The organism is Bacillus sp. LNXM12-1 (genome assembly GCF_003004375.1).
Taxonomy (GTDB): Bacteria; Bacillota; Bacilli; order Bacillales; family Bacillaceae; genus Bacillus.
In genome coordinates, this window is the sequence record NZ_PVWX01000002.1 from 805,907 (window position 1) to 827,282 (window position 21,376).

21 protein-coding genes are annotated in these 21,376 nt (G+C 41.6%); 19 read left to right on the top strand and 2 right to left on the bottom strand.

Annotation, left to right across the window (positions count from 1 at the left end; all coding sequences use genetic code 11):
• Positions 1–59 precede the first annotated feature (59 nt).
• The 7 genes from yukD (at position 60) to C6Y07_RS11595 (ending at position 11,046) form a co-directional block, all read left to right on the top strand.
• Positions 60–299, top strand: coding sequence for an ESX secretion system protein YukD (gene yukD, locus C6Y07_RS11565; RefSeq protein ID WP_003213579.1), 240 nt, complete (start codon positions 60–62; stop codon positions 297–299).
• A gap of 14 nt (positions 300–313) precedes the next feature.
• Positions 314–1,627, top strand: coding sequence for a type VII secretion protein EssB (gene essB, locus C6Y07_RS11570; protein ID WP_106156701.1), 1,314 nt, complete (start codon positions 314–316; stop codon positions 1,625–1,627).
• Positions 1,628–1,678: 51 nt separating this feature from the next.
• Positions 1,679–6,154: a type VII secretion protein EssC gene (gene essC, locus C6Y07_RS11575; RefSeq protein WP_106156702.1), complete on the top strand. Its 4,476-nt coding sequence runs from the start codon at positions 1,679–1,681 to the stop codon at positions 6,152–6,154.
• The gene (gene esaA, locus C6Y07_RS11580; RefSeq protein WP_106156704.1) at positions 6,151–9,048 is read left to right on the top strand and encodes a type VII secretion protein EsaA; all 2,898 of its coding nucleotides are present in this window, start codon (positions 6,151–6,153) and stop codon (positions 9,046–9,048) included. The genes essC and esaA overlap by 4 nt, the downstream gene beginning before the upstream one ends.
• On the top strand, positions 9,038–9,523 hold the full coding sequence (gene essA, locus C6Y07_RS11585; protein WP_034659843.1) for a type VII secretion protein EssA: 486 nt from the start codon (positions 9,038–9,040) through the stop codon (positions 9,521–9,523). Before esaA ends, essA begins: the two co-directional genes overlap by 11 nt.
• Positions 9,524–9,624: 101 nt before the next feature.
• Positions 9,625–10,407, top strand: a complete 783-nt coding sequence (locus C6Y07_RS11590) for a (S)-benzoin forming benzil reductase (protein WP_223254148.1) — start codon at positions 9,625–9,627, stop codon at positions 10,405–10,407.
• Positions 10,408–10,512: 105 nt separating this feature from the next.
• Entirely contained in the window at positions 10,513–11,046 is a 534-nt protein-coding gene (locus C6Y07_RS11595) for an HD domain-containing protein (protein WP_106156707.1), read from the top strand.
• Here C6Y07_RS11595 and C6Y07_RS11600 read toward each other — a convergent pair.
• Positions 11,043–12,527: an esterase/lipase family protein gene (locus C6Y07_RS11600; RefSeq protein ID WP_060597221.1), complete on the bottom strand. Its 1,485-nt coding sequence runs from the start codon at positions 12,525–12,527 to the stop codon at positions 11,043–11,045. The genes C6Y07_RS11595 and C6Y07_RS11600 overlap by 4 nt on opposite strands.
• A 182-nt stretch (positions 12,528–12,709) precedes the next feature.
• Here C6Y07_RS11600 and C6Y07_RS11605 point away from each other — a divergent pair, with 182 nt between their 5' ends.
• The 9 genes from C6Y07_RS11605 to C6Y07_RS11645 all read left to right on the top strand — a co-directional run bounded on the left by C6Y07_RS11605 (position 12,710) and on the right by C6Y07_RS11645 (position 19,088).
• Positions 12,710–12,946 (top strand): YuzF family protein, encoded by a 237-nt coding sequence (locus tag C6Y07_RS11605; RefSeq protein ID WP_003213721.1) that lies wholly within the window; start codon positions 12,710–12,712, stop codon positions 12,944–12,946.
• A 185-nt stretch (positions 12,947–13,131) separates the two neighbouring features.
• Positions 13,132–14,235 carry an AI-2E family transporter gene (locus C6Y07_RS11610; RefSeq protein ID WP_034659839.1) on the top strand — a complete coding sequence of 368 codons (1,104 nt, stop codon included), beginning with the start codon at positions 13,132–13,134 and terminating at the stop codon, positions 14,233–14,235.
• A gap of 66 nt (positions 14,236–14,301) precedes the next feature.
• Positions 14,302–14,523, top strand: coding sequence for a spore germination protein (locus C6Y07_RS11615; protein ID WP_034659837.1), 222 nt, complete (start codon positions 14,302–14,304; stop codon positions 14,521–14,523).
• A gap of 99 nt (positions 14,524–14,622) precedes the next feature.
• Complete coding sequence (locus C6Y07_RS11620) at positions 14,623–14,844, top strand: spore germination protein (protein ID WP_106072926.1); 222 nt, start codon at positions 14,623–14,625, stop codon at positions 14,842–14,844.
• Positions 14,845–14,940: 96 nt separating this feature from the next.
• The gene (locus C6Y07_RS11625) at positions 14,941–15,189 is read left to right on the top strand and encodes a YueH family protein (RefSeq protein WP_034660684.1); all 249 of its coding nucleotides are present in this window, start codon (positions 14,941–14,943) and stop codon (positions 15,187–15,189) included.
• Between the two features lie 27 nt (positions 15,190–15,216).
• A complete protein-coding gene (locus tag C6Y07_RS11630; RefSeq protein ID WP_060597219.1) occupies positions 15,217–15,624 on the top strand; it encodes a YueI family protein in 408 nt (135 codons plus the stop codon).
• Positions 15,625–15,684: 60 nt separating this feature from the next.
• Positions 15,685–16,236, top strand: a complete 552-nt coding sequence (locus tag C6Y07_RS11635; RefSeq protein WP_060597218.1) for a cysteine hydrolase family protein — start codon at positions 15,685–15,687, stop codon at positions 16,234–16,236.
• Between the two features lie 17 nt (positions 16,237–16,253).
• Positions 16,254–17,723, top strand: coding sequence for a nicotinate phosphoribosyltransferase (locus C6Y07_RS11640; protein WP_034659831.1), 1,470 nt, complete (start codon positions 16,254–16,256; stop codon positions 17,721–17,723).
• A gap of 138 nt (positions 17,724–17,861) precedes the next feature.
• On the top strand, positions 17,862–19,088 hold the full coding sequence (locus C6Y07_RS11645) for an EAL and HDOD domain-containing protein (RefSeq protein WP_060597217.1): 1,227 nt from the start codon (positions 17,862–17,864) through the stop codon (positions 19,086–19,088).
• A 33-nt stretch (positions 19,089–19,121) separates the two neighbouring features.
• Here the strand turns inward: C6Y07_RS11645 and C6Y07_RS11650 are convergent, their stop codons facing one another.
• Positions 19,122–19,475 carry a YuzC family spore coat inner layer protein gene (locus C6Y07_RS11650; protein ID WP_060597216.1) on the bottom strand — a complete coding sequence of 118 codons (354 nt, stop codon included), beginning with the start codon at positions 19,473–19,475 and terminating at the stop codon, positions 19,122–19,124.
• A gap of 505 nt (positions 19,476–19,980) precedes the next feature.
• Between C6Y07_RS11650 and degQ the strand changes: the two genes are divergently transcribed.
• From degQ to comX, 3 genes are all read left to right on the top strand, one after another.
• The gene (gene degQ, locus C6Y07_RS11655) at positions 19,981–20,121 is read left to right on the top strand and encodes a degradation enzyme regulation protein DegQ (protein ID WP_003213123.1); all 141 of its coding nucleotides are present in this window, start codon (positions 19,981–19,983) and stop codon (positions 20,119–20,121) included.
• Positions 20,122–20,272: 151 nt separating this feature from the next.
• Complete coding sequence (locus C6Y07_RS11660) at positions 20,273–21,187, top strand: polyprenyl synthetase family protein (protein ID WP_081311379.1); 915 nt, start codon at positions 20,273–20,275, stop codon at positions 21,185–21,187.
• A complete protein-coding gene (comX, locus tag C6Y07_RS11665; protein WP_081311380.1) occupies positions 21,184–21,351 on the top strand; it encodes a competence pheromone ComX in 168 nt (55 codons plus the stop codon). Before C6Y07_RS11660 ends, comX begins: the two co-directional genes overlap by 4 nt.
• Positions 21,352–21,376 lie beyond the last annotated feature (25 nt).

The following is a 21,376-nucleotide window of genomic DNA, read 5'->3' on the forward strand; positions in this document are numbered from 1 at the left end:
AAAGCGCCGAGTGTGTCAATGGATGCCGGCGCTCTTTCTATTTTGTGAGGTGGAAATTTGTGTATATCGATATTACCATCGACTTAAAAAATTATGATGGCAGTGTGTTTGATTTGAGACTATCAAATTATTTACATATTAAACAAGTCATCCATATCGCCTGGCAGGCAAAACAAATCTCACTTCCTAAGCGAGAAGGCGGCTGGGTGCGAGTAGTCAATAAGAAAGCTGTGTTTTCAGGCGAATATAAGCTGTCAGACTGTGGAATCACCACAGGAGACAGGCTGGAAATACTATGAAAGGACTTTTGTAAATGGCAGATAAAAAGAGTTCCTATTTAGAAGAACAATTAGAAGCAGTGATGAAAAAAGAGGGTGGCACCTACAGCTTCATTTTTCAAAGAGAGACAATTAAACTCTTAGACGGTTTAGAAGCGGCACCGACCAAAGACATCAATCCTTCATTCAAAAAAGAGATTCAATTAACTGAAGATGAGGTCATCATTTCTATTCAACCGCCTCCTGCCTATCAGGAATTTCGTTTCATCCATGCAAAGGATGAAAAAAGCAAATGGATTTTTTCATACCAGCTTGTCGATGCAGTGTGCAAACACGACGTGAAGCGGCTGCATCCTATTGTTTCTCCTGAAAACATTGTTTTTCATCAAGGCTTAGCTCCTGCATTTTTGCATTACGGCGTCAAAGAAAGCATCCCGCCATATGAAACGGATGAACATCGTTTATTAAAAGAAGTCAAAGCCGTCATTCTTCGAGTGGTGGACCATGAATATCAGTTTCAGGAATATGTGGCATACAGTGAGACGCTGAAACTATCTGAACTGGCAAAAGAAATCGTTGAAACGCAGTCGCTGGAAGAATTGTCTGCCCTCACTCAGCAAAAAATCGAAGCGATTGAAACGAAAGAGAAAACGCTATTAACCATTCCGAAAAAGAAATGGAAGATCGAACGATATATCGGACTAGGTCTGCTTGTCCTATTAATCCCGGCATTGGTGTACACCATTTACACCTTCTTTTTTGCGATGCCGAAACAAGAAGCGTATGTCGAGGCAAACAAATATTATCTCAACAAACAGTACAGCCAAGTGGTGGATACGTTAGAAAAATATTCAGCCAATCAAATGCCGGTCTCTCTTCAATATGAACTGGCCATTTCGTATGTACAAACGAATCAAGGCAACCTGTTACTCGATCAGCATAAAAAAGAAATCACAGATACATACACATTACAGACTGATCCGCAATATTTCCTTTTCTGGATTCATATTGGACAAGGCAATAGCAAGGAAGCACTTGATATTGCACGTGTACTTGGAGATGACCGGTACATATTCACGGCACTCGTCGCCTACCGCAATGACATTCAAAACGATGACAGTCTTACTGCAGAAGAAAAACAAAAACAGCTAGACCCGATTATTAAGGAAATGGCGAAATATGAAGAAAAAGAAACAACGGAGACAAGCACCAACGACTCCTCGGGCGCAAGCCAAACAGATGAAACAGCTGAACAAAAAGAGCAGTCAAAAGCCGATCAAGAGAAAAAAGAGAAAGAATCTGAAGCGAAAAAGAAAACCTCTCAGACGAAAAAAGATGAGAAAAAATAATTCTTTCGATACAACTGACAGTTGCTGCTGTCCCATGAGGAGGTGGAGCGTTTGAGTCTTCTTTGGGTTTTTTATGAGGAGGATTATCAAACCGTCCGTTTAGACGAGCAGTTCAATCGAGAAGCTGTGATTGGACCTGAAATAGAGCATACGGTGACAATCCCTACACTTTCGTTTGATGAAGGGGTCATCCGTTTATCTCCCGATGAACCGAATGATGGCTTTTCCATTTATCAGGGTGAAGGGAAGAAAGGCACATTACTTCTACATGAACCATATAAACTTGGATCACTTACACTTATGTTAATGGAAGCACATCATGACCAACACATTTATTACCTAGGAAATAGAGTCGAGCTGTCTTTTTCACGTGAGGAAAAAGATGGTATTGATGTGTGGAAAGAACAAGCGCATTCCATGTTTCAAGATGCGAGCCAGTTTACTTTGGAGAAAATCGAAGGAACTTGGTATGTCATGCCTCAGGACGAGACGATTTATGTGAACGGGAAAAAAATCCATGGTCCAGAGAAGGTTTATACTGGAGATGAACTGTTCTGGAACTTTCTAACGGTGACATTGAAAGATGATGATTTATTGCAGGTGACTGCATATGAACCATTTCAAACACGTTTGGAAAAAACAAAAGCACCAAGCACAGAAACAAAACAAAAATATCCTTTATATAGACGAACACCTCGTTTAATTTATGACCTGCCAGATGACCGGGTATCCTTTAGCTTTCCTTCGCAGGAGAGTGAAAATAACAGCAGAGGGCTTTGGCTTGTTGTCCTTCCGCCGCTTGTGATGCTCCTTGTGATGGGAATTGTCGCTCTTGTCCAGCCGCGCGGGATCTTTATTGTCGTGTCGATGGCGATGTTTATCATGACCTTAATCACATCGTCCGTTCAATACTTTAAAGAGAAATCACAACGCAAAAGACGGGAAGAGAAACGGCAGCGAGTCTATTCTCTATACTTAGAAAATAAACGAAAAGAGCTGCAAGAGCTCTACGACCGCCAGCAATATATTTTGACGTATCATTATCCGTCATTTGAACAAATGAAGTACTTAACGTCAGAAATTAGCGGCCGGATTTGGGAAAAAACACTTGTGAGTGACGATTTCTTGCAGCTGCGTCTTGGGACGGGTGCAGTCCCATCAAGCTATGAATTATCGATGAGCGGTGGCGATATGGCCAATCGTGACATGGATGACTTAATGGAACAAACGCAGCACATGCAACAGGTCTATCGTGAAGTGAAGGATGTACCCATTACATTTGGTCTTGCAGATGGCCCAACAGGCTTGATTGGAAAGCCAGCCATTGTGAAAAAGGAGCTTCATCAACTTGTCGGACAGCTTGCTTTCTCGCACAGCTATCACGATTTGAGATTTGTCTTTATTTTTCATGAGCAGGAGTATGAGAATTGGGAATGGATGAAATGGCTTCCGCATTTCCAGCTGCCTCATACATACGGCAAAGGGTTTATTTACAACGAACAAACACGCGATCAGCTGTTGTCCTCGATTTATGAAATTTTACGTGAGCGTGATTTAGAAGAAGAAAAAGAGAAAAAAATCTTTACGCCTCACTTTGTGTTTATCGTGACAAATCACGAGCTTATTGCTGAACATGTGATTTTAGAATATTTAGAAGGCAGCCGGACTGACCTTGGCATCTCAATTATCTTTGCTGCTGAAACAAAGGAAAGCTTAGCTGAAAATATCTCGACGCTTGTCCGTTATATTAACGAAGAAGAAGGAGATATTCTCATTCAGCACAAGAAAGCCGTCCGAATTCCATTTCAGCTTGATACACATGAGCGCGGGGACAATGAGCTGTTTGCCAGAACACTGAGAACATTAGATCATCAAGTTGGAATGACCAACTCGATTCCTGAAACGGTCTCCTTCCTTGATCTTTTTCATGCCAAACAGGTAGACGACATTGGCATTCGTGAAAAATGGCTCACATCGGAAACGGCCAAATCACTATCTGTGCCAATCGGTTATAAAGGGAAAAATGACATTGTGGATCTGAATCTGCATGAAAAAGCACACGGTCCGCACGGCCTGTTGGCGGGAACAACAGGATCAGGGAAAAGTGAATTTTTACAGACGTACATTTTATCGCTCGCTGTACACTTTCATCCACATGAAGTCGCTTTCCTATTGATTGACTATAAAGGAGGCGGAATGGCGCAGCCGTTCCGAAATATTCCTCATTTACTTGGCACCATCACCAATATTGAAGGCAGCAAAAACTTTAGTGAAAGAGCGCTTGCCTCAATTAAAAGTGAATTGAAGAAAAGACAACGGTTGTTTGATCAATATCATGTGAATCACATCAATGATTATACGAAGCTCTATAAGGAGAAAAAGGCTGAACAGGCAATGCCTCATTTATTCTTAATCTCTGATGAGTTTGCTGAATTAAAAAGTGAAGAGCCGGACTTTATCAGGGAGCTTGTCAGTGCTGCACGTATCGGCCGAAGCCTCGGGGTCCATCTCATTTTGGCTACACAAAAGCCAGGCGGAGTCATCGATGATCAAATTTGGAGTAACTCCCGCTTTAAGGTGGCACTAAAAGTACAAGATGCGTCAGACAGTAAGGAAATTTTGAAAAATAGTGATGCGGCGTCCATTACCGTTACAGGCCGCGGCTACTTACAAGTGGGGAACAATGAAATTTATGAATTGTTCCAATCAGCTTGGAGCGGTGCGCCTTATATGGAAGATGGCTACGGATCAGAAGATGACATTGCCATTGTGACAGATACTGGACTCATTCCGTTATCAGGGGTAAGCACAGAGCCGGCAGTGAAGAAAGAGACAGTATCGGAGATTTCTGCTGTTGTGGATGAAATTGAACGTATGCAGCAGGAGCTTGGGATTGAGAAGCTCCCAAGTCCATGGCTTCCACCGCTTGAAGAACGGATTCCAAAATCACGTTATGCGTCGAGTGAAGAGCATGTCTTCCATTTTGCGCTTGTCGATGAGCCAGATCAGCAAAGCCAGCATCCACTTTCTTATCAAATGATGGAAGATGGGAACATTGGAATCTTCGGTTCCTCCGGCTACGGCAAATCACTTGCTGCGACAACACTGCTCATGAGTTTTGCGGAGAGATATTCACCTGAAGAATGGCATGCGTATATTTATGACTTCGGAAACGGGACATTGCTTCCGTTAGCCAAGCTGCCGCACACGGCGGATTATTTCTTAATGGATCAAATGAGAAAGATTCAAAAGTCGATGACGCGTTTGCGGGAAGAGGTTGAATACCGCAAACGGTTGTTCAGGCAGCAAGAAATGAGTCATATCAAAATGTACAACGCCTTAAATGAGAAAAAGCTCCCGTTCATTTTCATCGTGATCGACAACTTTGACATTGTCAAAGACGAAATGCATGAACTTGAATCTGAATTTATCCAGCTGAGCCGTGATGGACAATCATTAGGAATTTACTTCTTGATTACAGCGACTCGGGTAAACGCAGTCCGCCAATCTCTTATGAACAACTTGAAAACAAAGGTCGTCCATTACTTAATGGATCAAGGAGAGGCGTATTCGATTATTGGCAGACCGAAATTCAGCTTAGAACCGATTCCAGGACGAGTCATTATCAACAAAGAAGAGCTTTACTTTGCGCAAATGTTCCTGCCAGTTGAAGGAGAGAACGATCTCGAACTGTTTGAGCATTTGAAAGAAGAGATACAGCTTCTTCATGATCGCTTTGAAACAGCTGAAAAACCAAAGCCTGTGCCAATGCTTCCTGATAAACTGACCATTTGGGAGCTAGAGAGTCGTTTAGAAGAACAAAAACAGCCGTATGACATTCCAGTCGGACTAGATGAGGAATCTGTTGCACCTGTTTACTTTGACTTGAAAAAGAATAAACACTGCCTCATCATCGGTCAAACGCAGCGAGGGAAAACAAATGTGACAAAACTGATGCTTGATCAGCTTTTAGCAGCAAAACCTGAGAAACTGGCCGTGTTTGATTCGATTGATCGGGGTCTTTCCCATTATGCAAAGGAAGAGAATATCGATTACCTTGAAACAAAGGATGATATTACCGAATGGGCAGAGGAAATAGACCGTTTATTCAAGGTGCGGGAAGAGATGTACGTCGAAGCTGTACGCAGGGGAGAGACCGATCAGTTGTCGTTCCCTCAAATTGTGCTTGTGATTGATGGCATTACGCGTTTTCAGCAGACGATCGATCCGCGTCTTCAAGATCAATTGGCTGATTTCATGAAGTCATATGCACACCTAGGCTTTAGCCTGATCGCATCAGGGAATCATACCGAATTCAGTAAAGGCTATGATGCACTCACAAACGAAATCAAACAAGTTCGTCATGCCATGTTACTCATGAAAAAATCAGAGCAAAACATCATACCGCTTCCATATGCAAGACAAGAACCAGATATTCAGCCAGGGTTCGGGTATTTGGTTGAAAACGGGAAAGAGAAGAAAATCCAGGTTCCTTTATGTGCGGTAGAAAGGAAGAGTGTTCAATGACAGAGCAGCAAAAAAGCTCCATCAAAATCGTATCGACCATGATATTGATTCTTGTTCTGCCGGTTTTATTTTTCCACCTCATTGGAGATGACCCGGCAAAACAGAAAAAGAATGCCACACGTAATATTGCTGTGGTCAATGAAGATATGGGAGCGAGCGAAAGTGAAAACACCGCTCGTTTCGGACAGGATGTCGTGGCAGCATTATCAGAGCGTCCAGATTATACATGGACCGTAGTGAATCGCAGTGCGGCGGAAAATGGACTGAAAAACAGAAAGTATGACGCTGTCCTCTATATTCCGTCTGATTTCTCTAAAAATGTGCTCAGCTATGATAAAGACCACCCTGAAAAGGCATCCATTCAATTTTCTATTCAAGACCAGCTCAATTCAGTCAATAAAGAGAAAGTGCAAAGAGAGCTGGAAAATGCGCAAAAGAAAATGAATGAACAGATGTCGACGTTATACTGGAGTTTTGTATCACAGGAAATCGGCAATGTCAGAGAAGAGTTTGAGCATATTGTCGGCAAAGAAGTCGAATTCCAAAACACGATGTATAACTTCTATAAGCCGAACTCAAACAAATTATCAGATGCCGTTCAGCAGCAGAAGAAACAAATAGAAGAATTAAAAAATGCGATGACCGATTCACAGAAACAGTATAAAGACGGTTTGAGTACAACAGAAGAAGCAAAGAACCAGTTAAAGGACTTTGTGAAAGCAGTCGATCAATACCAGCAGTATCAAGACAAACAAAAGGACCTCTTGATCAAAGCGCAATCGACAAGTCAAAAACAAATCCAGCAAGGGCTCAAACAGCTTGCTGATATTCAAAACCAAAATGCCCGCAGCTTTAGTGATCAAATGGGCGGACTAAAAACAGACATCAACGGGGTACAAAGTCAGCTGAACACAACTGACAGCGCCATTCAATCTGTTCAAAAGTCAAGAGAGGACGCCATTCCTAAGCAAGCAACGGGATTAACGGATCTTGTGATGGCGTCTCAAGAAGAACTGATTAAAAAGTATGAAGATCGTTACTTAAAAGACTATCGAAATAAGATATCAGCCTTGCAAACGAAGCTATTGGCTAAACGGCAAGAGTTGATGGATGAGCCTGAGCGTCCAGTTGACTCTGATGATGACGGGCCATCAGATCAAGATAATGAAAAACCAGAAGAGATTGGGATTAACCTAGATGAAGAAACAAATGAGCTCTCGCAAATTTCAACAGAAATGAACAACCTTGCAGATGAATTAGGAGAACAGGAGACGCCGCCTTCTACTGAAGATGGCAAAGAAGGTGAAGGCGATGAAAATCCTGCTCAGCCAGATACCGGCAGCACGAATTCATCTCAGGATGACCTTAAAGCACTCTCTACTCGTTTAGAAGAAGTGAAAAAGAAGATTCAAGAAAAAGCTGCCGCTCATAATGACGAATTGAAAGACAAAGTGAGTCAGATGAGTAAGGAGCTTAAGGATCTTTCTGATAAAATAGGTAAACTTGAAAAAAAGTTTCTATGGTTACAAGATCGATATAACGTCATTCCGAATGAAATCCAAAATCAAGAATCATCCATTGTAAGTAAAGTAAAAGAGCTGAAGCGCAGAAACTCACCAATTGGTGGAGCCTTTGCTGATGATCTTTTTGAGGAAAAGTTTGATACAAAATCAACAGACACTAAAAAATTAATGGACTATTCCAATCAACTCTCCCAGCTAGAGCTGATGATTGCAAATGTCTATCAACCATCTAATAACTCTTCTCTACTAGACACAAAAGAAGAGAAAATCCAGTCCATCCTCTCCATCAAAAAAGAGGAAACAGAAAACTGGGATACGCTCAAAAACCAGATGCTGACGTCAAACGATGATGTGTCTACTTTTATTGATGAGATGCAGAAGTTTTCAGATGGCTATGCAGAATACATTTCGACTCAGCAGGCAAGCATGGAACAGGAATTAAATACAATCTCTGAAAGTGCGGACAATGTTGCGGAGCAAATGGCTGATCAAGGAGATGCAGTGTATACGGCAGACCTTGCAGGCAGTTCAATTGTTGTCAGTGCACAGGATTCAATTGGTCAGGAAGTGCTTCGTCTTTCTGAAAATATGAGTTCGTTAACCGACCGCCAAAAAGGGGTGGCGGATTATACGAATAACATTGAAGAGAGTGTGACAACAGTTCAAGAAAAAGCGGATACGCTGAATGAAAACTGGAGCAAGAATGTCAACTCTACGAAGCTTGTTCAGCAAGATTTGAAAGGTATTTTAGGAAACACATTGAGTGATCAAGGCAACAGCAACTATGTGTATAACCACTTAGCCAATCCGCTGAAAATCAGCGGTGATGTGCCAGAAGAAAAAACGCAGACGGTACCGCCAGTGGTCATTTTGGTCATTGTGATGATCAGTAGTTTGTTAATTGGCTTTTTCAGCTCGTATTATGCGGCAGCTCCGATGCTGGTTAAAGGTGCACTGTTTGGCATCTTAAATCTATTAGTCGGACTCATGATCAGCTTGTTTGGACTGAACATTTACAAGCTTGCAGATGATCAAGCGATTCAGTGGTCCATTTTCACGATTTTACTATTAGTGGCTTGTTCCGCCTTTATTCGCACGGCGTTCCTTTTCGGCTCTATTGCCGGATGGATGGCAGCAACGGCGCTTATTTTCTTCTTTGTCGCACCATTAATTGATTTGGTGATGCCGAATTTCTATTTCACAAATCCAGTGACAGACGTGTACCTATCCATCCAATATGGAAATGGAGATCACTTTGGAATGGGTGTTATAGGATTAGTGATTTTAACTGTCCTCTTCATGGCCATCCCGCTTGTGACAAAGCTATGGAAAGATAAAACGGAGGAACGTGATGTGACTCATGAGGCTTAATCTGTTCGTGAAAGGGGTGGCACTTGGTGTCATGTCCCTTTTTCTCCTCATTCCTGCTGCTTTCGCTGCTGGTGAAGATACGGATACAAATGTCAAGCCGAATGAATATCAGGAAAAAGAACTCAATATTAACTCAAGTATATTGAGGGATCAAACGAAATACGAACAAAGCAAAAAGACATCAACAGTCAAAACAGACATTCATTTTGCTGAACCGCCTAAAACTCCGGGAGGGTCTCTTTCTCCGCAGCTTTTCAGTGATCTAAAAGAGAACCCGCCCAAAACATCAGCTCACATGATGGAAGAGATGAATATCTCTTTTCGTGATGCCGCTGTATCAGCACCTTCTGGCGATGATCACAAGAAGCAGACATCAGCACTGCTTCCCATCATCTTTGGTTTCTTAATCGTCTTTGGCATTGTCGTGATGTTCATTCTGATTCCTAAGGTGAATGTGAAGGCTGAAAAGAAATAGCCTGTCTCTTTGAAAAGAGGCAGGCTTTTCTTATGCAGATTGCTTGATGTCATACCGTTCCACCACTACGTAAAATAGTGTTATCAAGGGAGGAGATTGTCATTCGAATTTCAATCGTTACAGGCGGATCAAAAGGATTTGGTCTAGCACTTGTGAACCGGCTGCTTTCACGCGGGGACCATGTGTATACGGCAGCAAGAAGTGCATCGCCGATTTACCATCCGGAGCTCACACATACACAGGTCGACCTGACAGATGAGAAAGCAGCAGCCAAATGGCTTCAAGATAGTCTCACGCCGCAAACACTGGCAGCTGCTGATGACATCTTATTCGTCAATAATGCAGGCATGGTGACACCTATCAAACGTGTGGGGCAAGTCGGACAGGATACGCTTCATCAGCATTATACGTTGAATCTTGTCATCCCTGTTTTGCTGAGCCATGTTTTTACCAAGCAGACTCAATCATATAGCGGAAAGAAAACGATCGTTCACCTTTCTTCTGGAGCGGCGAAAAACCCTTATAAAGGCTGGAGTGCGTATTGCAGCTCAAAGGCAGGACTTGATATGTTTATGAGGACTTTGCATGAGGAACAGCAGGACGAGGCGTATCCAATCAACACGTTTTCATTTTCCCCCGGCACCATTGATACAGATATGCAGGGGGAGATTCGGAAGTCATCAAAACAGGACTTCGAACAAATTGACCGTTTTCAGCAATTATATGAAACAGGCACGCTGAAGAGTCCAGATGAAGTCGCAGGTATTTTGATCGATCTTTTAGCGGATGATCCAGCTGGCGGATGCGTATACGATGCACGTGAGTATGTGAAAAAGCAGTCATCACGACTGCTTTTTTCGTCTTGTACAAGCAAAACCAGCTGATTTGACATAAGCTAATCTTGAGACTCATAGAAAATATAACAGAACATTTGAGTTTCTTTTCAGAATATGTTAGGATGCTAAAAATATAGATAAGGAGGGGTTTCCATGAGAAAGGTTACATTAATGGATGTTTACACCCATCCAGTTGCTCAAAAGTATTTAAATCGTTCAGGAAAAGCCCATGCGATTGCTTGTGCTTATCACGCATTCAAGCTGGCGATGCAGGCGGGAATTAACCCAGATCTGGTTGTGAAAGCAGCACTCTTGCATGATATCGGCCACTATGAATGGTATACAGCCGGCGGAGAATGGGATTACGAGACATATAGAAGAAATGATATTCATGCCATTAAAGGTGCAGAGCGGGCACACAAACTGCTCATACGGCTCGGGGAGGAACCAAAAGCAGCCAAAGATATTGCACTTGCGATTCTGCTTCATACGGATTCATATTTGCCAGAGGGCGACCTCCATAAGGACACACTCCAGCAAATTGTGAAGAAAGCAGATGAAATGGATGAAGAGCCTGGCGGACACCACCATTACAGACAAATAGACGAATCATTGGCAATGAAAAAGATTGCTGATTTGGATCAGAAAGTGCAGCAGGCACTCCAGCCCATGAAACGCTCTGTTTAGTATGGAATGTCTCCATGAATCGTTCCGTGCTGATCGACATACAACGTGCGAATAACGGTACGGTTAAACGCAGATGTTCCTGACGTAGTGAGTCCGGTGTAATGCACCGTGACGGAATAAGCACCTTCTTTTTTCAATTGAATGGCTGATGAGGTACTTGTTTTCAGTGGATGGTCCTTTTGTGCATCTTTAAAGTAATTGGTTTCCACTGATTTGCTTAACCGTTTAATCAGACCGCTTGAATGGGTCGATGCATCCCCTGACTTCGATGCAGCTGCTTTAATTTCTTCATTTAATGGTGAATCAAAGGATACAAGCAGCAGATAAGGAGCCTTTTTGCCTGAATTCGATCGAATCGTCCATTTTCCAGGAACGGGCTTATTGATTTGCACATGGTGTGAATATGCGCCTTCATATGGGAAAGATGCTTCCGATGTCTTAAGGTTTGTTAAGACGTCTCCATTTGGGGCGATGATTTCTGGCCGCGTCTCCTGCCTTTCATTTAACCACTGAATCGATAAGCCATTCGTTCCTTCCTCTACATAGAACGCTTCTGTTTTATCCTTTTCACTTTCTCCACCTTTCACATAAACATCTGTATTCAGCTCAGCAGAAACGGGCTCTTGTTCCTCTTTATTTTCATTTTCAGCGCTTGCGACATTTGCCAGAAGCTGATGCTGGAACACAGGAAACATACTTGTGCCGTTTTTGATTGAATGATGATCCCATTTTCCTGTTAAAATATTGTTTGCATACGATAGTCTTGTGCTGTTTACTGTGACGGCGCCATCATTTGCACCAAAGCTCTTTAAATACATGCCGCCTAAATACAGCACACCGCCAAATGTTCCCCATTCCGAGCCAGAGTAGGTGACATATTTATTGGGAAACGCCTCCAGCTGGTCGGTTTCACTTCGAAAAGCCGCCATCAGACCGGTTTGCAAAGAATAAAGCGCGTCGCTTTTTTGTCCAAGAATTTGCGCGAGCCAGCTTCCGCCCTTGCTATACGCTAGATCCGCAAGCGGTGTCCCGTTATGAGGAGAGCCGAGAGTAATGACCTTTTCCACATAGGGATGTGCTTTGAAATACACCAGTGCGGACTGTGTATCGACCCCGCCTTTACTATGACCAATCACGATGAGTTTTCTACCAAACGCATCATAGATTTCTTTGAGCTTTTCTGCTAATAGTTTGCCGTTCTTTTTCATGTCCTGATCTGGATGCAAATCTATGAATGCGCTTTCGTATCCGTTCAGAACAGCCTGCTTTGCCATATCGTTTCGATCGGACCAAGTGGAGGAGGAGCTGTTAATGCCATGAACAAAAACAAGTGGTGGTTTTGACTCGTCTTTTTGAACGGGCTCTTCTCCTTTAAACCACTTCCCCGGCGTCCCAGGTGGATCTCCAATTGTGCCTGCATACGTATAACTTGCAGAGGATAGAAAGAGCATGACAGCAACAATACAGATGAGTTTTTTCAAGACAATTCACCTCTTCGAATGATTTAAATTGTTGGCAGCACCAATCTATTATACTTCTTAAAAATGTAAAAACGTACTATTTGTAAAAATATGGTATTAATGTTGTGGGTTTGCCCTGAGTGACATTCACATGGGTTCATGCATACGCTGTGGGTAAATACACAAGTAAAGGGGCAGGTAGGATGGCACAACAAGGAAGTCCACAGCTTGTTTCATTAGTTGATCCATATGTTTATCAAACATTGCAGAAAGTGGTCGGTATGAGATTAATTGTGCAAACAGTGAAAGATACGGTGCGTGGGAAATTGAAGGAAGTTATGCCGGATCATATTGTGATTGAAGCGGGGGCGAAATCAGTTTTTTATGTGCGGATCCAGCAAATCGTGTCGGTGATGCCTGATCACAGTGAAAGAGTGTAACAAGCAGACGCATAGATGTCTGCTTTTTTTTCATGCTTATAGAATGTATATCTGGAAAAAGTGCATGATATACCAATTGTTCTTTTTTTTTCAAAAAATGAGGTTCTAAAACAAGAAGCAGTTGACAGAAGGTGGGTTGAATAGTAGTTTTTTAATAAGATCAATACGTAACAGGAGGAGCATCTTTGTTAAAATCTAAAGTTCATTTTTGGACATTCCAAATATTACTTGTTTTACTCATTGTCTATGTATCAACTAAGGTTTCGTTTTTATTTCAGCCGATTATTTTATTTGCATCAACACTGTTTGTCCCCATCTTACTGGCGGGTATTCTCTTTTTCATCTTTAATCCAATTGTTCGATTTTTGTCCAAGAAAATTCCTAGGACACTCGCTATCCTGATCATTTATCTCTTGTTCATTGGACTCATCACGTTCATCGTCAATGCTGCTGGACCGGTGATTGTCTCGCAGGTCGGTGGACTTGTCAAAAGCTTCCCTGGTTATGTGACGGACATGCAGAAGTTTATCAATGACTTTTCGCATTCTAAAACATTTACTTGGATGATGAACCAAGATTATGTGTCTGTCTCAAAATTTGAACAGACGATCGTTTCGACATTAAAAGATTTGCCGGAAAATATCGCTTCAAGTATGTCTGCGGTGTTTGGCGTGATTGCCAATATTGCTTTAGCCGTCATCACAGTTCCGTTCATTTTGTTTTATATGCTGAAAGACGGACATAAGTTTCCCGACAAGCTCGTTCAATTTTTGCCAATGCCTTACCGTAAGGAAGGGTTGAAAATTTTTAAAGAATTAAACGACACACTTGCGGCTTACATACAGGGGCAGATTGTTGTCTGTTTATTTGTTGGAGTGGCTTGTTTTATCGGATACTTATTAATTGGTGTGAAATATGCGCTTATTCTCGGTATTATCATTGCGGTCACAAATGTGATCCCGTACCTTGGACCATATCTTGGCGCGGCACCAGCTGTGCTGATTGCCTTTCTTGATTCGCCTGGAAAAGCAGTGGTGACAGTGATTGTGATTCTTGTCGTTCAGCAAATTGACGGAAATGTCATTTCTCCATTGATCATTGGGAAACGCCTTAACACACACCCTTTGACCATTATCCTGCTGTTAATTGGGGCAGGAAGCTTTGGGGGCATCCTTGGCATGATCTTTGCAGTCCCTGTCTATGCACTGCTCAAAGCGATCACCTTGAATATTGTCAGATTGGTTCAGCTGCGTCAGCGGTCTCGTAAAGAACAGCATTTAAACGTATAGGGCAGATGCACAACTTTTCCCTTTTTGCATAAGATGGTTGACATAAGCAGATAGGGGGAGATTCTGATGCCTGCAATCGTTGGACCTATTCATATCGAGTCATTAGGAGGAAACGGTGCAGCTACTTTCGGTGATGTACTGGCCATTGCCCCTTTGGCTGTAAACCACTCCACTGGCGGGGCGGGAGCCTTTAATTCAGGTGATTATATGTCTCTTACAAGTGATCCTAATGCGACGATGCTTTGGGACTTCACATTGTTTGACCAGCCTCAATCATTTAATGCATAGAAAGACAGCTGGTGATCAAATATCAGCTGTCTTTTTTTATTTGTGATACACGTATTGTTGAGCTGGGCAAATGATGTGGATAGAAAAGGTGGTGGCGCAATGCCAGCGATTGTTGGACCTATTCATATAGATCGTGTGTACGGAAATGGGGCGGCACATTTCGGCGGTGTTTTTCCCATTTCGCCAAAAAGTGTTGATTACTCCGCCGGTGGTTCAGGTATCTATAATGCAGGGGACCTCGTCCAATTTTTTAACAGTCCAAACGTCACATTTGTTTGGGATTTAAATCTTATTAGTCAGCAAAAGAGCTTCAATGCGTAGCCAGCTTTGAAAGGGATTTCCTTTTCAGAAGCTGTCTTTTTTTATGGTACAATGGATATGGATGTAAGAAGAAAAAAGAGGTGTGAACAGAGTCAAATGAAAATTAGAAAAGCACACATCACAAGCCGGCAACCAAAGACCTACAATGTATATTTACATGAAAATAAAAAAGAATATAAAACGCTTGTTGCCGTACCTGACATTGAATGGAGTATATCCATTGCGTACGAGGACGAAAAAGAGCAGCTGATCCATACGCTCGAGCAATCCTTAATGGAAAGAGCAGAAACAGACGAAGCCCGTGAGCTTGCACTAAAGATTGTGCACTGGGTCACAGAAATGTAAATTTTAAAACCAGGAGTGAAAACAGCGATGAAAGAAGAATCCGTAGACTTTTATTTGCAGCAAGGAATATTTGGACATGCTGAAACAAAGCCCGATGAACGAAGAATGTTTCTCGGTTCATTAAGGGAACGAGCGCTTCTCGCCCTGACAAAGGGACAGGTATTACGAAATAAACCGTATCAAGAGGTCGAACAAGTATTAAAGTCCAACCGTCAGGCCACTGTTCTTTTAAATGGTGAGTTGTCCTATGCTTCATATTCTCAATATGTGAAAATGGCTAATGCCGCTGGTTGTTCCTTTAAAGTGGTGAATCATTATGAGGCGCATTCTCCTTTTGGTCTTGTGATAGAGCTGCCGAATGCGGTTAATCAAGAGCACATCTATATAGAAGATGAGCTGCTTCAAAAGGCTTTTTCTCACGAATCTGTTGAATAGGTTTCCCTAGTGAAATGAATAGGCTATAATGAGTCAAAAGAGCATATGGGAGAGATGCCGATGGGCAAAGCATTGATTTGTATTGATTATACCGTTGATTTTGTTGCAGACGATGGAAAATTGACATGCGGAAAGCCTGGACAGGCGATTGAGCCTAAGATCACAGAGATCACTTCTTCGTTTATTGATGAAGGACACTTTGTCGTCTTTGCAGTCGATCATCATGAAGAGCAAGACCCTTTTCATCCAGAGACAAAGTTATTTCCGCCCCATAATATTCGCGGGACAAAGGGAATTGAACTTTATGGCAAACTAAGTTCACTATTTCACACGTCAAAACATTTAAAGCATGTCTACTATATGGAAAAAACAAGATACTCTGCTTTTGCAGGCACTCAATTAGAAATGAAACTGCGCGAACGCGGCATCACTGAACTTCATTTAGCCGGCGTATGTACCGATATTTGTGTACTTCATACAGCTGTTGATGCGTACAATAAAGGCTTCGAACTTGTGATTCACCAGAATGCTGTAGCGAGTTTTAATGAAGCGGGGCACGAGTGGGCACTTTCTCACTTTGAGCAGTCGCTTGGTGCGAAAGTGGTTAAGTAAGGGAAGGAGAATGGAAGTTGGAGCATCGGTTTATTGACGACAGTTTATCACTACATACAGATCTTTATCAAATTAACATGGCAGAAACGTATTGGAGAGACGGCATTCATGAGAAGAAGGCAGTTTTTGAACTCTTCTTCAGAAAGCTTCCATTTGACAATGGCTTCGCTGTATTTGCTGGTTTAGAGAAAGCGATTGAATATTTATCGGACTTCTCCTTCACCGAAAGTGATCTAGCGTATTTAAAAGATGAACTCGGTTATAAAAGCGATTTCATTGATTATTTAAGCGGGTTGTCCTTTACAGGAACACTTCATTCAATGCGTGAAGGCGAAATTGTCTTTGCAAATGAACCGATCATGCGCATCGAGGCAACGCTTGTAGAAGCGCAGCTAATCGAAACAGCCTTGCTGAATATCGTGAATTTCCAAACACTGATCGCAACAAAGGCGGCTCGGATTAAAGGAATCATTGAAGATGAGACAGCACTAGAATTCGGAACAAGACGTGCGCATGAAATGGATGCAGCGATGTGGGGAGCAAGAGCGGCACTCATCGGCGGCTTCCAGGCGACAAGTAATGTTCGTGCTGGGAAGCGCTTCAACATTCCAGTGTCAGGAACTCATGCCCATGCGCTTGTACAAGCATACCGCGATGAATATACGGCATTTAAAAAATACGCTGAAACCCATACAGACTGTGTCTTTTTAGTCGATACGTATGATACCGTGAGATCCGGTATTCCGAATGCCATTAAGGTAGCGAAAGAATTCGGAGACAAAATCAACTTTATTGGTGTCAGACTTGATAGCGGTGACCTTGCATACTTGTCTAAAAAAGCTAGAACGATGCTGGATGATGCAGGATTCCATGATGCAAAAGTCATTGCATCGAGCGATCTTGATGAACATACCATCATGAATTTAAAAGCACAGGGTGCCAAAATTGATGTGTGGGGTGTTGGGACAAAGCTGATCACAGCATTTGATCAGCCAGCCCTCGGTGCAGTGTATAAGCTTGTGTCCATTGAAGAAAACGGCAAAATGAATGATACCATCAAAATTTCATCCAACCCAGAAAAAGTGACAACACCAGGACGTAAACGTGTGTACCGCATCATCAATCAATTGAATCATCATTCTGAGGGTGACTACATTGCCCTTGAAGAGGAAGATGTTCATAGTGAGGATAAACTGAAAATGTTCCACCCTGTGCATACATTTATCAGCAAATTTGTCACAAACTTTGTGGCTAAGGATCTTCATGTCCCTATTTTCGAACAAGGAAAACTTGTATATGACAATCCGGATATTCAAACGATTCAAGCCTATGTGCAGGATAGCCTCGGACTTTTCTGGGAGGAATATAAACGAATCAGCAAACCAGAAGAATACCCAGTCGATTTGAGTCAAAAATGCTGGGATAACAAGATGCAGTTTATCCATGACGTGAAAAATAAAATTAAAAAAGAGCTTTATGAAAGCTAATTGGAAGAAAAGGAGATCATCAAGCCGGGTGATCTCTTTTTTTATTTTTTGACCGATTCAAAGTGAACCATAAGCACAATCATTTGGTATACTGAAAGCACATCTTGTTTGTCATTGCATAAAGGAGGATTGGAGCAGTTGAGGGTGTTTGTTGCGAGACAGCCTATTTTTAACAGAAAAGAACAAGTCGTATCATATGAGCTGCTTTATAGAGATAGTGAAACCAATACATATAGCGCTGAAGACGGTGACCAAGCGACAACGGACCTCATTATAAATAGCTTTTTAAATATAGGTATCGAAACATTGACAGAAGGCAAACGATGCTACATTAATTTCACCGAAAGCTTACTTTCGTCTGATCTGCTCACCTATTTTGATCCGCATCAGCTTGTGATCGAGATATTAGAAAATGTACCGATTACCCCGGCACTTATTATGAGATGTAAGCAGTTAAAAAAATGGGGATATACGATTGCACTTGATGATTTTTTTCTAAACGGAACACATTTTAGTGACAAGTTGCTTGACGAACTCCTCTATTGCATTGATATTTTAAAAATTGACTTTCTGAAGACCAATTCGGAAGAACGAAGAAATATTCTACATACGTATAAAAAATATCGACTTCGCTTCCTTGCAGAAAAGGTGGAAACGCGAAGAGAGTATGAAGAAGCGCTAGAAGCCGGCTTCCATTTGTTTCAAGGGTATTTCTTTAGCGAGCCTCGTGTCATATCAGGACGAGCATTATCGACCAGCTTCCATGCGTACCACCAGCTCTTAAATGAGCTGAGCAAGGAACAGCCGAATATCCAGGTCGTGACCCATTTTATTGAAAGTGACCTTTCGCTGTCATATCAATTATTAAAAATGCTGAATTCAGGCGGCATGAGACGTCTTTATCAAATCAAAAGTATCCGGCAGGCGATTATCCTGCTTGGGTTTAATGAAATTCGGCGCTGGATCTTTATTCTTTCATTTAAAGAACTGAATGTCCAAGCCAACTCAAGCCAAAAAGAAATTATCAAAATGTCATTCATTCGGGCGAAAACGTGTGAACTGATTGCGAGTCGTACTGAACGAGAGCACCCAGCCTCTTATATGCTGACAGGTATGTTTTCTCTCATTGATACGCTTGTCAGGGCAGATATTACAGAACTTGTGAAAGAGCTGCCGCTTTCTGATGAAGTTGGTGAGGCACTGCTTGGCTATGAAAATGATTATTCATTTGTGCTAGATGTAGCCAAACGGATTGAACGAAATGAATGGGATGATGAGATGTTAAATGGGGAACTCCCGAAGCAAGAAGCCTACGGCTGTTATATAGAAGCCATTGAATGGTGTCATAAAATGTTTGAATCTTAAGAAAAGCCGCTCACGTCAGAGCGGCTTTTTTTGTTATGCCCACTGTAAAAGAAGAAAAAGTCTGCTAGAGGCGAGAGACAAGTAGATACGAATGCCTTCTGGACTAAAGCGGATGTCAATGCCACTTTTCACACCGATTTGCTTCAGCATCCGGATGACACTTGTCGAATCAGAGCGCTCAGCAGCCTCCATGATGCGCTGTGCAAATGAAAGCGAGCTGGAAATCTGCTGTGTAATGAGTGAAGCATCAGCAACAAGTCGGGCTGATTCTTTTGCGGCTCGTTGAAACGAGTGGGCATCTACTGGAGGAAAAGTCATAGGTGTGCGCGGGTATGCATGGCTCATTGCGGGGACCTGCAAAGCAGGATAAGGAACATAGTAAAACATATGGTCACCTCTTCTCTCATTGACGTGAAATTGGACGGATATCTGTTCTAAATGTATGTAGAAAATCAGAATAAAGAATCAAAATGATCTTTCTATCTTTATAAATCCAACATAAAAATAGGTACTTTTGCGGTCAATTTCGGTGAATGTCGCCAAAAAATTGCGGTGTCCACAATAGGGTCTGTCGTCTGACCTATAACACGCAAAACCGAGGATATGGAAGGGATCATACGTTCTGATGTGAGAAAAGTGTGACGAATGATGCCTATTCTTGTCGCAAAAATGACGCAGTTCCTTTGAAATTGAGATAAAAGTACGATTTGAAAAGTCAGAAAATGATGAAAAAAGACCTATTGAATTTTGCGGTATCACGCACACATTTTGTGCATACTTTTCGGTGAAAAAATACTCAATTACATTTACACTGTTAGTAACAGATCAAATACTTATGACCCAATCACCATACACAAATACATTGATCTTCCAAAAAAGGAGAGTGGAATCGATGGAAAAGTATGAAATCGAAGAACTTAAACAATTATTATGGAAACTTGAAAACGAAATTAGAGAAACAACGGCTTCTCTTCATAACATTAACAAAAGCATTGATCAATACGACAAATATGAATATGTGAAAATTTCTTAAAGACTTGATAATCATCAAGTCTTTTTTTTATCCAAATACATACAAAAAAAGGATATATTATTATATAATTGTTAAATAGTGATGTCAGTGGACATTTGCTCATGTCTTTTTAGTAAAATAAAAGGCGGAAGGGTGAGGTACAAGAGCGAGTATGCTAAACTATCTAGAGAATACAAAAATCAAGCAGAATATGTCTGATTTTATTCAACATGCAGTCAGGCAGAAGGATTTACAACAACTGCTTCTAGAATTTACAGATAGAAAGAATGAATTTCCCTTTGGGCAATTGGCTTACAAGCATTATGAGGCATTTGGCGGACAAGACAAGCAAGCGATTACACAATTGTCAGCAGGGATTGAACTTCTCATCTTATCAGCCGATATATTAGATGATATTGAAGATCAGGACAATGATTCGTATCCTTGGATGAACGTCGACCAAGGAGTGGCCATCAATGCTTCTACGTATTTGTATACGCTGAGTATCCAATTCATTACATCAATAGGTGAAAATGATTCTCAACTAATAGAGAAACTGTTCCATTTCATCAAAATGTCAATGGAAGGACAACATGAGGATTTGCGTCATATGCATGGAACAGAAGAAGAGTGTGTAGAGGTGTTAAGGAAAAAATCAGGATCATTAACAGCTCTTTCTAGTGTACTGGGTGTTTATTTAGCGACGAGAAAAATCAACTCAACTGTGGAATCATATTCAATATGTTATGGTGTTGCTGAACAGATCAGTAACGATTTTTTTGCGTTATTTTCGAAAACAAACGGAGATTTTCTAAAAAAACAAACGCTGGCATTTAGCTATTTACAAAGAGGTTTTAACGATGCCAGTCAAGAGCTTCTTACGTTCTTTTCCGGTCGTTTAGATGAGTCAGAACAAAAGTCATTTCAGCTGAAGCAGAAATTACTTGAAGCTGGTTTGACTCAGTACATGGTATCAATGAGAGAGATTATGCTGTTAAAAATGAGGCAAGGGATTGAACAACTTGATTTACCTAAAACAAATAAGGAACAATTGTATGCATTTATGACAAAGGAGGGCAATGATTGAACATTCAAAATATCATTGCATATCTAATAAAAAACCCAGGTGTGGTCGATGAATTGATATCTGGAAATGCAAGCTTAATTCATGCTGACGCACAAACAACTGCAGCCATTATACAGGGGGTAAAAAAAGAATACATGAATGCAAAATACATCTGGGAGTATTAATTTAAAGTTCAAACCTGTATGATGA

What these genes read in the sequence shown, in the direction of transcription:
- C6Y07_RS11595 (WP_106156707.1), top strand. Translation starts at nt 10,513, where the DNA reads ATGAGAAAGGTTACATTAATGGATGTTTACACCCATCCAGTTGCTCAA.
- essB (WP_106156701.1), top strand. Translation starts at nt 314, where the DNA reads ATGGCAGATAAAAAGAGTTCCTATTTAGAAGAACAATTAGAAGCAGTG.
- C6Y07_RS11630 (WP_060597219.1), top strand. Translation starts at nt 15,217, where the DNA reads ATGAAAGAAGAATCCGTAGACTTTTATTTGCAGCAAGGAATATTTGGA.
- esaA (WP_106156704.1), top strand. Translation starts at nt 6,151, where the DNA reads ATGACAGAGCAGCAAAAAAGCTCCATCAAAATCGTATCGACCATGATA.
- C6Y07_RS11660 (WP_081311379.1), top strand. Translation starts at nt 20,273, where the DNA reads ATGCTAAACTATCTAGAGAATACAAAAATCAAGCAGAATATGTCTGAT.
- C6Y07_RS11635 (WP_060597218.1), top strand. Translation starts at nt 15,685, where the DNA reads ATGGGCAAAGCATTGATTTGTATTGATTATACCGTTGATTTTGTTGCA.
- degQ (WP_003213123.1), top strand. Translation starts at nt 19,981, where the DNA reads ATGGAAAAGTATGAAATCGAAGAACTTAAACAATTATTATGGAAACTT.
- C6Y07_RS11650 (WP_060597216.1), bottom strand. Translation starts at nt 19,475, where the DNA reads ATGTTTTACTATGTTCCTTATCCTGCTTTGCAGGTCCCCGCAATGAGC.
- C6Y07_RS11605 (WP_003213721.1), top strand. Translation starts at nt 12,710, where the DNA reads ATGGCACAACAAGGAAGTCCACAGCTTGTTTCATTAGTTGATCCATAT.
- C6Y07_RS11615 (WP_034659837.1), top strand. Translation starts at nt 14,302, where the DNA reads ATGCCTGCAATCGTTGGACCTATTCATATCGAGTCATTAGGAGGAAAC.
- C6Y07_RS11620 (WP_106072926.1), top strand. Translation starts at nt 14,623, where the DNA reads ATGCCAGCGATTGTTGGACCTATTCATATAGATCGTGTGTACGGAAAT.
- C6Y07_RS11625 (WP_034660684.1), top strand. Translation starts at nt 14,941, where the DNA reads ATGAAAATTAGAAAAGCACACATCACAAGCCGGCAACCAAAGACCTAC.
- essA (WP_034659843.1), top strand. Translation starts at nt 9,038, where the DNA reads ATGAGGCTTAATCTGTTCGTGAAAGGGGTGGCACTTGGTGTCATGTCC.